The organism is Nocardia sp. NPDC051832, assembly GCF_040681285.1.
Classification (GTDB): Bacteria; Actinomycetota; Actinomycetes; order Mycobacteriales; family Mycobacteriaceae; genus Nocardia.
Window position 1 is genome coordinate 127,294 of sequence record NZ_JBFAYL010000004.1, and the last position, 12,872, is coordinate 140,165.

12 protein-coding genes are annotated in these 12,872 nt (G+C 67.6%); 8 read left to right on the forward strand and 4 right to left on the reverse strand.

Annotated features, from left to right (window positions below; translation table 11 throughout):
• The first annotated feature begins 35 nt into the window (after positions 1 to 35).
• Entirely contained in the window at positions 36 to 662 is a 627-nt protein-coding gene (locus AB0M14_RS26215) for an MBL fold metallo-hydrolase (RefSeq protein WP_364999325.1), read from the forward strand.
• 402 nt (positions 663 to 1,064) lie between these two features.
• Positions 1,065 to 2,114, forward strand: a complete 1,050-nt coding sequence (locus AB0M14_RS26220; RefSeq protein WP_364999326.1) for an aminotransferase class V-fold PLP-dependent enzyme — start codon at positions 1,065 to 1,067, stop codon at positions 2,112 to 2,114.
• A gap of 591 nt (positions 2,115 to 2,705) precedes the next feature.
• Here the strand turns inward: AB0M14_RS26220 and AB0M14_RS26225 are convergent.
• Positions 2,706 to 3,302 (reverse strand): DUF2867 domain-containing protein, encoded by a 597-nt coding sequence (locus tag AB0M14_RS26225; protein WP_364999327.1) that lies wholly within the window; start codon positions 3,300 to 3,302, stop codon positions 2,706 to 2,708.
• A 76-nt stretch (positions 3,303 to 3,378) separates the two neighbouring features.
• On the opposite strand from AB0M14_RS26225, the gene AB0M14_RS26230 reads away from it, so the two are divergent.
• From AB0M14_RS26230 to AB0M14_RS26250, 5 genes are all read left to right on the forward strand, one after another.
• Positions 3,379 to 4,140 carry an AraC family transcriptional regulator gene (locus AB0M14_RS26230; RefSeq protein WP_364999328.1) on the forward strand — a complete coding sequence of 254 codons (762 nt, stop codon included), beginning with the start codon at positions 3,379 to 3,381 and terminating at the stop codon, positions 4,138 to 4,140.
• A 67-nt stretch (positions 4,141 to 4,207) separates the two neighbouring features.
• Positions 4,208 to 6,337 carry a TRAP transporter fused permease subunit gene (locus AB0M14_RS26235; protein ID WP_364999330.1) on the forward strand — a complete coding sequence of 710 codons (2,130 nt, stop codon included), beginning with the start codon at positions 4,208 to 4,210 and terminating at the stop codon, positions 6,335 to 6,337.
• Entirely contained in the window at positions 6,334 to 7,368 is a 1,035-nt protein-coding gene (locus AB0M14_RS26240) for a TAXI family TRAP transporter solute-binding subunit (RefSeq protein ID WP_364999332.1), read from the forward strand. The genes AB0M14_RS26235 and AB0M14_RS26240 overlap by 4 nt, the downstream gene beginning before the upstream one ends.
• A gap of 153 nt (positions 7,369 to 7,521) precedes the next feature.
• The gene (locus AB0M14_RS26245; RefSeq protein ID WP_364999334.1) at positions 7,522 to 8,079 is read left to right on the forward strand and encodes a DUF6082 family protein; all 558 of its coding nucleotides are present in this window, start codon (positions 7,522 to 7,524) and stop codon (positions 8,077 to 8,079) included.
• A gap of 249 nt (positions 8,080 to 8,328) precedes the next feature.
• The gene (locus tag AB0M14_RS26250; RefSeq protein WP_364999335.1) at positions 8,329 to 8,943 is read left to right on the forward strand and encodes a methyltransferase domain-containing protein; all 615 of its coding nucleotides are present in this window, start codon (positions 8,329 to 8,331) and stop codon (positions 8,941 to 8,943) included.
• 31 nt (positions 8,944 to 8,974) lie between these two features.
• Here the strand turns inward: AB0M14_RS26250 and AB0M14_RS26255 are convergent, their stop codons facing one another.
• The 3 genes from AB0M14_RS26255 to AB0M14_RS26265 are packed head-to-tail and all read right to left on the reverse strand — an operon-like array spanning position 8,975 to position 11,875.
• Positions 8,975 to 9,919 carry an alpha/beta hydrolase gene (locus AB0M14_RS26255; protein WP_364999336.1) on the reverse strand — a complete coding sequence of 315 codons (945 nt, stop codon included), beginning with the start codon at positions 9,917 to 9,919 and terminating at the stop codon, positions 8,975 to 8,977.
• A 40-nt stretch (positions 9,920 to 9,959) separates the two neighbouring features.
• Positions 9,960 to 10,721 carry a glucose 1-dehydrogenase gene (locus AB0M14_RS26260; RefSeq protein ID WP_364999338.1) on the reverse strand — a complete coding sequence of 254 codons (762 nt, stop codon included), beginning with the start codon at positions 10,719 to 10,721 and terminating at the stop codon, positions 9,960 to 9,962.
• A 26-nt stretch (positions 10,722 to 10,747) separates the two neighbouring features.
• On the reverse strand, positions 10,748 to 11,875 hold the full coding sequence (locus AB0M14_RS26265) for an LLM class flavin-dependent oxidoreductase (protein WP_364999340.1): 1,128 nt from the start codon (positions 11,873 to 11,875) through the stop codon (positions 10,748 to 10,750).
• A 218-nt stretch (positions 11,876 to 12,093) separates the two neighbouring features.
• Here AB0M14_RS26265 and AB0M14_RS26270 point away from each other — a divergent pair, with 218 nt between their 5' ends.
• Positions 12,094 to 12,858 (forward strand): glucose 1-dehydrogenase, encoded by a 765-nt coding sequence (locus tag AB0M14_RS26270; RefSeq protein ID WP_364999342.1) that lies wholly within the window; start codon positions 12,094 to 12,096, stop codon positions 12,856 to 12,858.
• Positions 12,859 to 12,872: the final 14 nt, after the last annotated feature.

Consider the following 12,872-nt stretch of genomic DNA (forward strand, 5'->3'; position numbering starts at 1 on the left):
TCGCACCGGATGGCTGGGACCGGTAGGAGCACGTCATGAAGCAGATTTCCGCTGACCTCTGGCAGACCGAGACGCTGAGCCCGTTCCCCGGGTTGAACACCAACGCCTATCTGTGGACCTCGCCCGAGGGAAACGTGTTGTTCTACAACACCACCCACGAGCACGAGTTCGATCACATCGCCGAACTGGGCGGCGTCGCACACCAGTATCTGAGCCATCGCGACGAGGTCGCCTCGTCGCTGGCCACCGTCCGCGAGCGCTTCGGAGCACAGCTGCACATTCACAAGGCCGACGCCGACGAGGTCACCCAGACCCCCGTCGACGACGCCTTCGACACCCGGCACTTCGCGATCAGCGGACTGGAAGTGATTCCGACGCCCGGCCATACCCCAGGCAGCGCCTGCTATCTGGCGACCATCTCCGGCCGCCGCCACCTGTTCACCGGCGACACCCTGGTGCTCGGCAAGGACGGCTGGTGGGCCGGCTACCTGGAGGGCCACAGCGACCGCGACACCCTGGTGTCCAGCCTGGAGCGAATCGGCCGCCTCGCCCCCGAGGTGATCGTATCCAGCGCCTTCATGACCGACACCGGTGTCACCGAACTCGGAGACCGGCAGTGGGCCGAGTGCGTGACCGAGGCGCGCGCGGGGTTGACCGGCTGACCGGATCGCCGAAATGGCGCTGACCACATGGCCGTCGACGGGACCGCCACTGACAGGATCACCGCCGACAGGATGGGCCGCTGACGGGATGGCGGCTGGCTGAATGCCGAGTGGCCGGTTAATGGCGTTGCCGGATGGCCGAAGACGCTCCAGGCAGCGGTGGCGCTGGACGGGCCGCCTGCAGTGGGCCGAGTGCGTGACCGAGGCGCGCGGGGTTGATTGGCTGACCGGATCGCCGAAATGGCGCTGACCACATGGCCGCCGACAGGATGGCCACCGACAAGATGGCGGCTGGCTGGATGCCGAGTGGGCGGTTAATGGCATTGCCGGGTGGCCGAAGATCGGTCCAGTTTGGCAGCGGTGGCGCTGGACGGGTCGGTGGGGCGGGTTCAGGCTGGAAGCATGTCCCTAGCGCCTGATGAATATGCCCCGGAGACCGTCTATCTGAATACCGCTTCGCACGGGATCGCGCCCGCCCGAGCGTTCACCGCGTTGCGGGACGTCCAAGATCGATGGTTGCAGGGGCGTGGATCGCCGATGGTGCACGAGCATCTGGTGCCCGAGATCCGGGCGGCCTTCGCGCGACTGCTGGTGGGAGCGCAGCCCGACGACATCGCGATCAGCAACACCGCCTCCGCGCTCATCGGTCAGGTCGCCGCCGCGCTCCCGGCCGGTGCGGAAGTGCTTGTCGCCGAGGGCGAATTCTCCTCGGTGACGATGCCGTTCCTGTTCCGTGGCGATCTCGTGGTGCGCACGGTGCCGTTGGAGAGCCTCGCCACGGAGGTGCGGCCGGAAACGGCATTGGTCGCGGTGAGCGTGGTGCAGTCGTCCGACGGCCGGATCACCGATACGGCGTTGTTGCGTACGGTAACCCGGGCCAACGACGCGAAGCTGCTGCTGGACGCGACGCAGGCGGCGGGCTGGGTCCCGCTCCGTTTCGCCGATGCGGACTACTGGGTCTGCGCCAGCTTCAAATGGCTGATCGGGACGCGCAGTGTCGCGTTCTTCGCGGCCGCCCCCGAGGCCATCGAGGGCATGCTGCCAGTCGGACCGGGCTGGTATGCGGCGGAAGACCGCTGGGCCGAGCTGTACAACCCGGTCGCATTGCCCACCACCACAAGGCGTTTCGATCAGACGCCCGACTTCCTGGGCGTGGTCGTCGCGCTCGCCGGCCTGGAACTCCTCGACGAACTAACCGTGGAAAAAATCAACACACACAACCTCACCCTCGCCGATCGCTTCCGCACCGCCGTCATCGACCTCGGCTACCAGCCCCTCCAACAATCCTCGGCAATCGTCACCGTCCCAGGCGCCGGCGACGCCGCCCCTCGCCTCGAACAAGCCCAAATCCTCACCTCCGCCCGCGCCGGCGGCCTCCGCTTCTCCTTCCACCTCTACAACACCGAATCCGACGTCGACCGCGCCCTCACCGCCCTCGCCGACAACCGATAAGCGGGACCTGACCAAGGCAAACACCGAGTGCACGCTCGGCCAGGTCCCACGTAGGTCTTGTGCGTGCAGAGGTGAGTGCGGGGCGGCCGTTCACCGCCACACAGACCCAACCGCCACCACACAGCGGCCGTCGCACGGGTGTACTCGCGCGCAGCCCTGTAACCAGCTCCACCACAGCGCTGCGCGCGGCCGCATACACCCGACAGACGAGACCTTGACAGAGGCGAGCACCGAGTGCATACGCGGTCAGAGCCCACGTAATTCTTGTGCGTGCCAACGTGAGTGGCGGCAGTTCACCACCGCACAGACCTAGCCGCCACCACACAGCGGCCCTCGCACGGGTGTACTCGCCGACTGCCGATAAGCGGGACCTGACCGAGGCGAACGCCGAGTGCGTGCTCGGTCAGGTCCCACGTACGTGTTGTGCTACGTGACTGTGGCGGCCGTTCACCGCCGTACAGGCCCGGCCGCCACCACACAGCGGCCGTCGCACGGGTGTACTCGCGCGCAGCGCTGTAACCAGCTCCGCCACAGCGCTGCGCGCGGCTACACGGCCGAGCTCGGCGATCGCATTTCGGCACGAGGCCTGGCTTACGGGTGTGGGCGGGCGCTGTCGCGGGCTGCCCAGCCGCGCTTGATCATCGCCATCAGGGCGGGGTAGACCAAGGCGTAGCGGAAGGGCAGGATTGCGGCCATGTAGAGCTTGCCGAAGAGGCCGTTTGGTTTGGTTAGTACGGTCATTTGGCCGTGGTAGCCGCCGGTGCCGTCTGGGACCCAGCCGATGTGCATGAGGCCGTGCACGGTTCGGTTGCCCATTTCGGCGACCCATTCGGTGTCGGTGAGGTAGACCGAGGTGAATGGCACTGTGGACAGGTCGGGGCCGCGGGGGCCGTCGCGCAGGTCGGCGGGTAGGCGGTTGCGCACGGTGGGGACGCGTTTGCCCACACCGGATTTCTCGGCATCCAGGCCCAGTAGGGCGCCGAGCTTCCAGCGGATTGCGAACAGCGTGCGGTAGACGGCCGGCGGTTCGGCGTCGCCGTCGTCGGAGGCGAACCAGGCCACCAAGTCCGGCAGGTCGCCGGGGCCGCCCGGTGTCGGCAAGGCCCACACGTCCTCGATGAGGAAATCATCGGCGATCTCGTGGACGCGCCACGGCAACGCCGTATGCGCGGATTTCGGGAGTCTCATCGTCAAGCCTTTCACGAGGTCAACGTCACTGAGCGACGCGCTAGGCGGAGTCGGATGCGGGTGCAACCATGGATTCATGGTCGAGCAGGCGCGCTCCTGGCGTATTGAACGAAACGGCAATGCCGCGTTCGTCGCGGTAGGCGCTGAGTTCGCCTGCATCGCCGACAATGCCGCCGCGCAGCCGAAGGGTTTCCGGCATCCGGCCTGGCAGCTCGTGCTGTCCGCGGGCGCGCCGGTGCGGGCGCGCGCGGACACCGGCGGAGCCGTCACCGGGCCCGGAATCCTGGTCTCGCCCGGCGTCTTTCGCACGTTCAGTTATCCGGCGGGGTATGTCTCGCTGTGGATCGACCCGCATCGGTTGTCCGGTCCGGCGGGTGTGCACGCGCTGGACGACACCCAGGTCGCACGGCTGCTGACCGGGCTGGGGACCGAGCTCGAACCGGATCGGCTGCGGGCGGCCGTGCACCGGACGCTCGGCGCCACCCCGCCGCTGGACCCGCGGTTGCGCCGAGCGCTCGACCTGCTCGACGCCGGCTACCCGGCAGCGGATCTGGCCGCGCGAGTCGGGGTGTCGCCCAGGCGGTTACGGCAGCTCGGCGCCGAGGCGATGGGCAGCTCGCTGAGCACGCTGCGGCGCTGGCATCGGCTGCGTGAGGCAGTCGTTCAGCTACCGTTCCGCCCGGCCGCCGAGGTGGCCGCGCGGACCGGCTTCGCCGATCAATCGCATCTGGTCCGGACGACGGTCGCGATGGGCGGAGTCACCCCCGGGGCAATGCTCGCCCGCTGGGGCGCAACGGAGTCCGAGCGAAGTGTGGGCATCCCCACACCTAAGGAATAGTTAATGTTCGGGCCCACATGTTTCAAAACTCTGTGATCTTGACCTAGTGCGTTGATATCGTCGCGCCATGTTGGACTCGCAGGACGCTCAATCGGGGGGCGAGCCGTCCGCTGAGCAACGGCCGCTACCCCCGGCCGAACCGGAAAAGACCGAGGCCGAGCAGGTCGAACCGGGGAAGTTCGAAACCACCCGCGTCGAATTGCCGGACGAGCCAAGGCAACTCCCGCAGGCGATCGAGGTCGACGACGAAGAGCGCCCGGCCCGGACGTTGACGGGGTTGCCGGAGTGGATCGTCGCCGCCGCCGCGTTCGCGGTGGCGCTGCTGGCGCTGTGGCAGGTGTTCCGTCCGCTACCACAGGGCAGCCAGTACTACCTCGTGGTGTTCCTGGCGGGCACCCTGCCGCTGATCTTCCTCGCCTACCGCTCCGGAATCCGTTGGCTGGACCGGGAATCCGGTCCCGGGCCGCTGGACTGGGCGCTGGCCGCCCTCACCCTGCTGGTCTGCCTCTACCCGGTACTGCCGATCCAGATCGGTTCCGGCGGTGGCGGTTACGACGACTTCCTGGATCGGCAAGCGCTGTTCGATCCGGTCGACATCGCCATGGGCGCCATTCTGCTGGTGCTCGTGCTGGAAGCCTGCCGCCGGACCACCGGCTGGGTGCTGCCCCTGGTCTGCGTGGTGTTCGTCGCCTACGGCTACTACGGCGGACTGATGCCCCAGCACTGGGACATCGCCCATGCCGGACTGGACTACGCGCAGATCATCGACGCGCTCTACAACTCGGCGAGCGGATTCTTCGGCACGCCGCTCGATGTCGCCGCCACCTACATCGTGCTGTTCACCCTCTACGGCGCGGTCCTCGAATTCTCCGGCGCCGCACAGTTCTTCGTCGATCTGTCGGTCTCGGCGTTCCGGCGCTCCCGGACCGCGGCCGGACGCACCACCGTCGCCTCCGGGTTCCTGCTCGGCACCGTCTCCGGATCGGGAACGGCCACCGCGGTCAGCGTCGGCGCGGTGACCTGGCCGATCCTGCGCAAGGCCGGGTACCCGCCGGAGCAGGCGGGCGGCATGCTGGCCGCGGCGGGCGTCGGCGCGATCCTGTCGCCGCCGACGCTGGGTGTGGCGGCATTCATCGTCGCCGAATACCTCGATGTCTCCTACGTGACCGTGCTCGGCTGGGCGCTGATCCCGACGTTGTTGTACTACTTGGGAATTCTGCTCGCCGTCGAGATCGACGCGCGGCGACTGGGCACGCGTCCGGTGGAAATCGCGACCACGTCGGTCTGGCGCCTGCTGGGCCGCTTCGGCTACCATTTCCTGTCCCTGATCGTGATCGTGGTCCTGCTGCTTGCGGGCGTCAGTGCCACCAAGTCGGTGGTGTACGCGACAGCCCTCGCGTTCGTGCTGGCGTTCCTGGATGCCAAGACTCGGGAACGCGCGCGGTCACCGCGACAGGTCTTCAACGCGCTCAGCTCCGGTGTGCGTTCGGCGCTCCCGGTGGTCGCGGTGTGTACCTCCGCGGGCGTCATCACCGCGATGACCACCAAGACCGGTCTCGGCGCCCAGCTGGCCGCCCTGCTGGTGAAAGCGGCCGGCGCGGTCTCGGACAATCACACCGTAATCCTGTTGCTCACGGTCATTTTCGCGGCGATCGCGCTGGCGATGCTCGGGCTGGCGGTGCCGGTGACGGCGTCGTTCATCATCGGCTGGGCCATCATCGGACCCGCGCTGTTGGAACTGGACGTACCCGCGCCGGCGGCCGCGATGTTCGTCTTCTACTACTCCGTGCTGTCGGAGGTGACGCCGCCGACCGCACTCGCCGCGGTCGGCGCGGCCGCGATCACCGGCGGCAAGACGGTCCCGACGATGTGGCAGACGCTGAAATACGCCTTGCCCGCGTTCGTGGTGCCGGTGGTGTTCGTGATGACCGCGAACGGCGAATCCCTGTTGGGCCGTGGGTCTTTGGTCGGCGTGCTGTGGACGACGGTGGTCGCCTGCCTGGCCGTGGCCGCGCTTTCCATCGCGACCGGCGGCTGGATTCTGGGCGTCGGCCCGGCCGGGACGCCCGCCCGCGTGCTCGCCGCTCTCGGTGGGCTTACGCTGCTGTACCTGGAGCCCGGTGCGATCATCGCCGGGCTGGTCGCGGTGGTCGCGGCCGTCGGGGTCACTGCCCTGTCACGAAGGAGGACGACATGAGCGCAGTCGCAAAGGGTTTCGTTAGGCCGAGAGCGGCGGGGGTGATCGCGGTGCTCGGCGTCGCGGTGCTGTCGGCCGGACTACTCACCGGCTGCGGTGGTCGCCGCGACGCGCCGAAGACCGATGCCGGCGGGGAGGTGAATTGCGAAGTGCACCAGGAGACTCGGGTCGGCATCGCCACGGGCAACGCCACCGGCGTGTACTTCGCGCTCGGAAACGCCTACGCCGACCAGATCTCGCAGGCCACCAACGGCACGGTGAAGGCCACCGCCGCGGAAACCGGCGCCTCCGTGCAGAACATTCAGCAGCTGGTCGCCGGCACCTACCAGGTCGCGTTCTCGCTGGCCGACTCCGCCGCCGACGCGGTGCTGGGCACCGGCAGCTTCGACGGGAAAAAGCAACCGGTGCAAGCGCTTACGCGGTTGTACCCCAACTACACCCAGGTGGTCGTGCGCAAGGGCGCCAATATCAACTCGGTCGCCGACATGCGCGGTAAGCGCATCTCCACCGGGTCGCCGAAATCCGGCACCGAGGTGATCGCCAACCGGGTGCTGCAGGCCGCGGGCCTGAACCCCGATAGTGACATCTCCGCCCAGCGCCTCGATCTCACCAAGACCGTGGACGGCATGAAGGACGGCTCCATCGACGCCATGTTCTTCTCCGGCGGCCTGCCCACCCCGGGCATCACCGATCTGTTCACCTCCGCCCGCGACCAGGTCCAGTTCCTCGACATCGCCGCCTTGAACACCGCGATGCAGAAGATCAGCCCCGTCTACGAGGAAGGCACCATCCCCGCCGCCACCTACGGGATGACGGCCGACGCCAAGACCATCGTCGTCCCGAATGTCCTGCTGGTCCGCGACGACCTCGACGCCAACCTGGCCTGCGTGCTCGCCAAGACCGTCTTCGATCGCAAACCCCAACTGGAGCAGGCGAACTCGGCGGCCAAGGGTATCGTCAAGGACAATGCCAAGAAGACCGATCCCGTCCCCCTGCACCGCGGCGCCAGCCACGCCCTGACACAGGGCTAGGCGCATGCTCGGAGCGCCCCTTGCCGCCGGCAGGGGGCGCTCTGTCGCGTTCCGTGACGTTTCCGGTTCCGCGCGTATCCTGAAATCCAGGGGCGGAACGGAATTGGGGAGCCAACAATGGGGTGGGCGGAGATCGGCGATCTGGGGCAGGCTTTGGCCGCGCTGGTCGGTATTTTTGCGCTCGTCGGAATCATCGTGCAATCGCGTTTGCAACTCAAGGAATTGCGAGCGGCCCGGATCGAGGAACATCGGCGGCGGCATCAGGAATTGCGCGAACTGTCGATGAGCGACCCGGTCCTGATGGCCTGCTGGGGCGGGCTGCCGATGGCCTCGGCCAGCGCTTTCCCGGAGAAACGCCAATTCCAGTACATGCACCTGCTTTTCCTGTCTTGGCTGACCAGCCAGCGCGTCGGTTTGCCGACCTGGGATCTGGAGATCGCCCTGGAAAGCGTGTTCGAAGGCAAACCCGGCCGCGACTATTGGGAATTCGCCCGACCCACCTGGCAGGTGACTTACACAAGCCGCTGCGAACGAGCGCTCATCGACCTGATCGATCGCTCCTACGATCGGGCCTGCGCCAAGGGCGCGCCGAAATCCACCGCGGATCTCCTCACGGAAATGGGCGTGGCCCCGGTCCTGGCCGGCATCCGCCCACCACCCACTCGCAATGGCAGACCGCCGCACCGCCGACGCCGGGTCGGCGCCAGCTGATCGGCCCAGACCTTCAGGCCCCCAGTGGTTTACGGTGCGCCGTAAGCTTACGATGGGCAATGCGCCAGCCGTCGGGGCCGCGCACCACGAGGTCGTCGTAACTGACGCTGCGGCTCCCGACACCGACATTCTCCTTCTCGACGGTATGAGATCCCGCCCCTGAGCGAATCCCATTCCGCTTCGTACAGATTGGGCTCTCGGTAGGATCGGCCGATGGGGGCAGGGTGGCCGGAAAACAACAATGACGGCGTGCGGCGACGTTACGATCGGATCGCACCGTTCTATCAATTCTTCATGGCGTCGATGTCGGTTACTCCGAGCATGCGCCGACGCGCGGTACAGCGCCTGAAGTTGCAACCAGGCCAGACGGTTGTCGAAATCGGCTGTGGCAGTGGGGCTCATCTCGGGATGCTGGCGACAGCAGTCGGCCCCGAAGGCACTGTCATCGGCGTCGACATCTCGCCGGGAATGCTCGCCAGAGCGCGGCAGCTCGCCGAGAAGCGCGGCTGGCGCAATGTCACCCTGGTCGAGGACGACGCGATGAACCCGACCGCATTCGACCACATGGACGGGGTCTTCTTCGGACTCTCTTACGCCATCATCCCGGATCCGCGGGCGGCCTTGCGCCAAGCCTGGGCACGGCTCGCACCCGGAGGGCGGATCGTCATCTCGGAAGGCCATCTGCCACAACGCCTTCGCCGGCTGCGGCCGTTCATCCAGACGATGAGTAGAGCGACCGTACTCGGCGACGTGGAGCGCCGCCCGTGGGAAGACCTCGCCGAGTTGACCGATGGCGTCGAGACCGAACGCCTACGCGGCGGGCTGTACGTCATCACGGTTGCCCAGAAACCGGCGTCCACCTGACAGACCGCGGGCCAACACAGCGCTTCCGGTCCTAACAGCTCAACGCTCGGCGAAGCGCGGAATATGCCGCGGCCGCAGCCTCTTTCGCGTCCGGGAGGTGGTCGGCCATGCTGAAGAAGCCGTGGAACTCGCCGTCGTAGCGGAGGATCTCGGTGTCGACGCCTGCCGCGCGCAGGCGTGCGCCGTAGGCTTCGCCTTCGTCGCGGAGTGGGTCGTACTCGGCGGTGACGATGTGGGCCGGGGGGAGGCCGGAGAGGTCGGTGGCCTGCGGGGGCGCGACGTAGGGGTTGGCGGTGGCGGCGTCCGGACCGAGGTACTGCTGCCAGTACCAGCGCAAATGGTCGGCAGTGACGAAGTAGCCGTGCGCGTTGTCGTGGTAGGAGGCGGTGTCGCAGGCTGGGTCGAGCATGGGATAGATGAGGAGTTGGCAGGCGATGGCCGGGCCGTTGCGGTCACGGGACATCAGGGTGGTTACCGCGGCGAGGTTGCCGCCGGAGCTGTCGCCCGCGACCGCGATCCGGGTGGGGTCGCCGCCGAGGGATGCTTTGAGTTCGGCTACCCAGCACAGCACGGCGTAGGCGTCCTCCGCGGCAGCCGGGAAGCGGTGCTCGGGAGCTTGGCGGTAGTCGACCGAGACGACGATCGCGCCGACGCCATTGGCCATGGCGCGGCACAGCTGGTCGTGGGAATCGAGGCTGCAAATGGTGAAACCGCCGCCGTGGTAGAAGACCACGGCGGGCAGTTCGCCGGTCGCGCCCGCCGGGTGATAGATGCGGACCCGGACCGGCGGTGCGCCTTCGGGTCCGGGGACCAGGCGTTCCTCGACCTTGCGGACCGGTATCGGCTCGATCGCGGCGGCCGGCCGGGCGGCGAGCATGCGCCGCGCCTCCGCCGCATCGAGCACCTCGGTGCCGAGCTTCGGGAACGACGCGTTGGCCGCGTCGACGATCGCCCGCGCCTCTGGCTTCAACGGCATCGCCGTCTCCTGACTTCTGATGTTGGCAGATGGGTAGCGGTTAGGGCTGCATGCCCGGCGGAAGGAAGGGACCGGCGGAGAGGCCGCCGTCGATGGCGAGTTCCGCGCCGGTGATGAAGGCGGCCTGATCGGACGCCAGGAATGCCACCAGCGAGCCGACCTCGTCGGGCAGACCGACCCGGCCCAGCGGGAGGGTCGGGAAGCTGCCGGGGCCCGCGCCGAGGCCGAGATGGCCGATCATCGGCGTCAGGATCGGTCCGGGATGGACCGAGTTGACGCGAATACCCGCAGGCCCGAGTTCGAGGGCGGCGGTCTTGGTGAGGCCGCGCAGCGCCCATTTGGACGCGCCGTAGGCGGCATGCCCTTGCAAGCCCTGCAAACCCGCCTGCGAGGAGATATTGACGATGCTGCCGCCGCCCTGCGCCATCGGTCCGACCACGGCCTGGATACCGAGGAACGAGCCGATCACGTTGACGCGCAGGATGCGTTCCAGCTCTTCGGCACTGGTCTCGGTCAGCGGCTTGGCGGTATAGATGGCGGCGTTGTTGACCAGAGCGTGCAGGCCGCCGAACTCCTCGACGGCGGTGCGCACCGCACTCGCCCAGTCCTCGGCGCTGCTGACGTCGTGGCGGACGAAACGGGCTGCGTCGCCGAGGGATTCGGCGACCGCACTACCCTCGGCTTCCAGCACGTCGGTAAGCACGACGCGCGCGCCCTGGGCGACGAACAGACGGGCTTCGGCCTCGCCCTGGCCGCGCGCGGCGCCGGTGATGAGGGCGACTTTGCCAGTGAGATCGGTCATTTCGGATCCTTGTCGAGAGTGCTGGGTTACTGCTTGCGGAAGTGCGGGATGACCTTCTCGCCCCAATGCCGGATGGTCTCGAGGCACGCTTCCTGCGGCACGGTGCCCATCTGGATCAGGCACAGGATCTCGTCCGCGCCGGCCGCTTGCAGCCGCTCCACGTAGGCGATGGCGTCCTCGGGGCTGCCGTAGGCGTGCTCCACGTTGAATACCGAAGTGGCGCCGGGCTTTACCGGAATCTTCGCCTCGTGCAGGTAGGCCAGATGCTCCTCGGCGGCCTTCTTGATGCCCGCCACCTCGTCGACGCTCGCGTCCACGGCCTCGTCCGGGACGGGGCCCGCGCCGTACCAGTGCTTGATCGACTGTGCGAAGAAGCGCTGGCCCCGCGCGCCGATCTGCTGAGCCTTCTCCCGATCGTCGAGCACGATGGTCGGGCACAGCGCCGCGAAATGATCGTTGACGACGGTGGAGACGAACTTCTCCCCGGTCCGTTCGGCGATGGCCTGGTCGTAGGTGCGGCGCAGGTCGGCGATCTCCTCGATGCCCGCGAAGCCCAGCACCAGCGCGCCGATGCCGTAGTCGGCCGCCAGTTTCAGGGTGTCCTTCTTGGTGCACGCCATGAACAGCGGTGGGTGCGGCAGCTGCACCGGACGCGGCAGCAGCGGATGCGGGTCGATGTCGAGCAGCTCACCGTGCCACTCGAATTCGCCCTCCGGGTCCTGCCACGCCTTGCCGATGATGCGCAGCGACTCCTCGACCTCCTGGTAGGTGCGGTCGGGGTCGACACCGCACATGGAGGTCTCCTGCGGGGTGGCCCCACGGCCCGCGCCGAGGTTGACCCGCCCGTTGGAGAGCACGTCGAGCATGGCCGCGCGTTCGGCGGCGCGCACCGGATGGTTGAAGTTGAACGGCATGCACACCACGCCGTGCCCGATCCGGATCCGGGAGGTCTGCGCGGCGACCCAGGTCAGAAAGATCTCCGGGGCGCTCATATGCGCGTACCACTTCAGCCCGTGGTGCTCGACGGCCCACACGGTGTCGAAGCCCATCTCCTCGGCCAGCACCGCCTGCTCGACACAATCACGCAACACCTGGCGTTCGTGATCGGCCGAAGGGTTGGTCATCTGCGCCTCGAAGATCATCGAGAACTTCATGCATTGCCTCCAAGTCTGTATATGCCTAGTAGAAATATCGCTGAGGCCTGATGAGTGGTCAGCGGCATGTCTCGGTGGCTGGGACCAGCCCGGGCACCGACTCGAACGGCATATGCCTAGTAGTGATATTTCGGATCCTCGAATAGAGGTCAGACCGGTGTCTCGGTAGTTGAGACTGCACCGGCTCGTACCACGGCCCCGGACTTAGCGTTCGAACCATGGATCAGGATCGAGCGGGTCGACTCGCAGGCAAGGTCGCGTTGATCACCGGTGGCGCGCGCGGTATGGGCGCCGAGCACGTGCGGCGGTTCGTCGCCGAGGGCGCGCGGGTGGTGTTCGGTGACGTCCTCGACGAGGCGGGCAAGGAGCTGGCGGCCGAACTCGGGCCCGCCTGCCACTATCTGCATCACGACGTGACGAGCGAAACCGATTGGGCGGCAGCGGTTACCGAGGCGCAAGGGCGGTTCGGGCGACTGGACGTGCTGGTCAACAATGCCGGGATCCTGCGCTTCCAGTCCATCGCCGACATGTCGGTGCGGGATTTCACGACCATCCTGAACGTCAACGTGACCGGCACGTGGCTCGGGATCAAGTCGGCCACGGCGGCGCTGACCGAGTCCGGCGGCGGATCCGTCGTCAACATCTCCTCGGTCGAGGGCTTCGTCGGGGCGGCCGGTCTGTCCGCGTACAGCGCGAGCAAGTTCGCGATTCGCGGGGTGACCAAGTCGGCGGCGCGGGAGCTGGGCAAGCACGGCATCCGGGTCAACTCGGTGCATCCGGGCGGTATCGCCACACCGATGACCGAAGCCGCCGGCTCCGGCGTCGACGGCAGCACATTCTTTGCCGGACTGCCGATTTCGCGCTGGGGACAGCCTGCCGAGGTGACCGAGGCCGTCGTGTTCCTGGCCTCGGACGCCGCCGGCTATTGCACCGGCACCGAGGTCGTCGTGGACGGCGGCATGCTGACCGGCGCCGGTTACTGAGCGAGGGGACTTCG

Excerpts from the sequence above, each read along its gene's own strand:
- AB0M14_RS26215 (WP_364999325.1), top strand. The coding sequence starts at position 36 with ATGAAGCAGATTTCCGCTGACCTCTGGCAGACCGAGACGCTGAGCCCG.
- AB0M14_RS26220 (WP_364999326.1), top strand. The coding sequence starts at position 1,065 with ATGTCCCTAGCGCCTGATGAATATGCCCCGGAGACCGTCTATCTGAAT.
- AB0M14_RS26225 (WP_364999327.1), bottom strand. The coding sequence starts at position 3,302 with ATGAGACTCCCGAAATCCGCGCATACGGCGTTGCCGTGGCGCGTCCAC.
- AB0M14_RS26230 (WP_364999328.1), top strand. The coding sequence starts at position 3,379 with ATGGTCGAGCAGGCGCGCTCCTGGCGTATTGAACGAAACGGCAATGCC.
- AB0M14_RS26235 (WP_364999330.1), top strand. The coding sequence starts at position 4,208 with ATGTTGGACTCGCAGGACGCTCAATCGGGGGGCGAGCCGTCCGCTGAG.
- AB0M14_RS26240 (WP_364999332.1), top strand. The coding sequence starts at position 6,334 with ATGAGCGCAGTCGCAAAGGGTTTCGTTAGGCCGAGAGCGGCGGGGGTG.
- AB0M14_RS26255 (WP_364999336.1), bottom strand. The coding sequence starts at position 9,919 with ATGCCGTTGAAGCCAGAGGCGCGGGCGATCGTCGACGCGGCCAACGCG.
- AB0M14_RS26260 (WP_364999338.1), bottom strand. The coding sequence starts at position 10,721 with ATGACCGATCTCACTGGCAAAGTCGCCCTCATCACCGGCGCCGCGCGC.
- AB0M14_RS26265 (WP_364999340.1), bottom strand. The coding sequence starts at position 11,875 with ATGAAGTTCTCGATGATCTTCGAGGCGCAGATGACCAACCCTTCGGCC.
- AB0M14_RS26270 (WP_364999342.1), top strand. The coding sequence starts at position 12,094 with ATGGATCAGGATCGAGCGGGTCGACTCGCAGGCAAGGTCGCGTTGATC.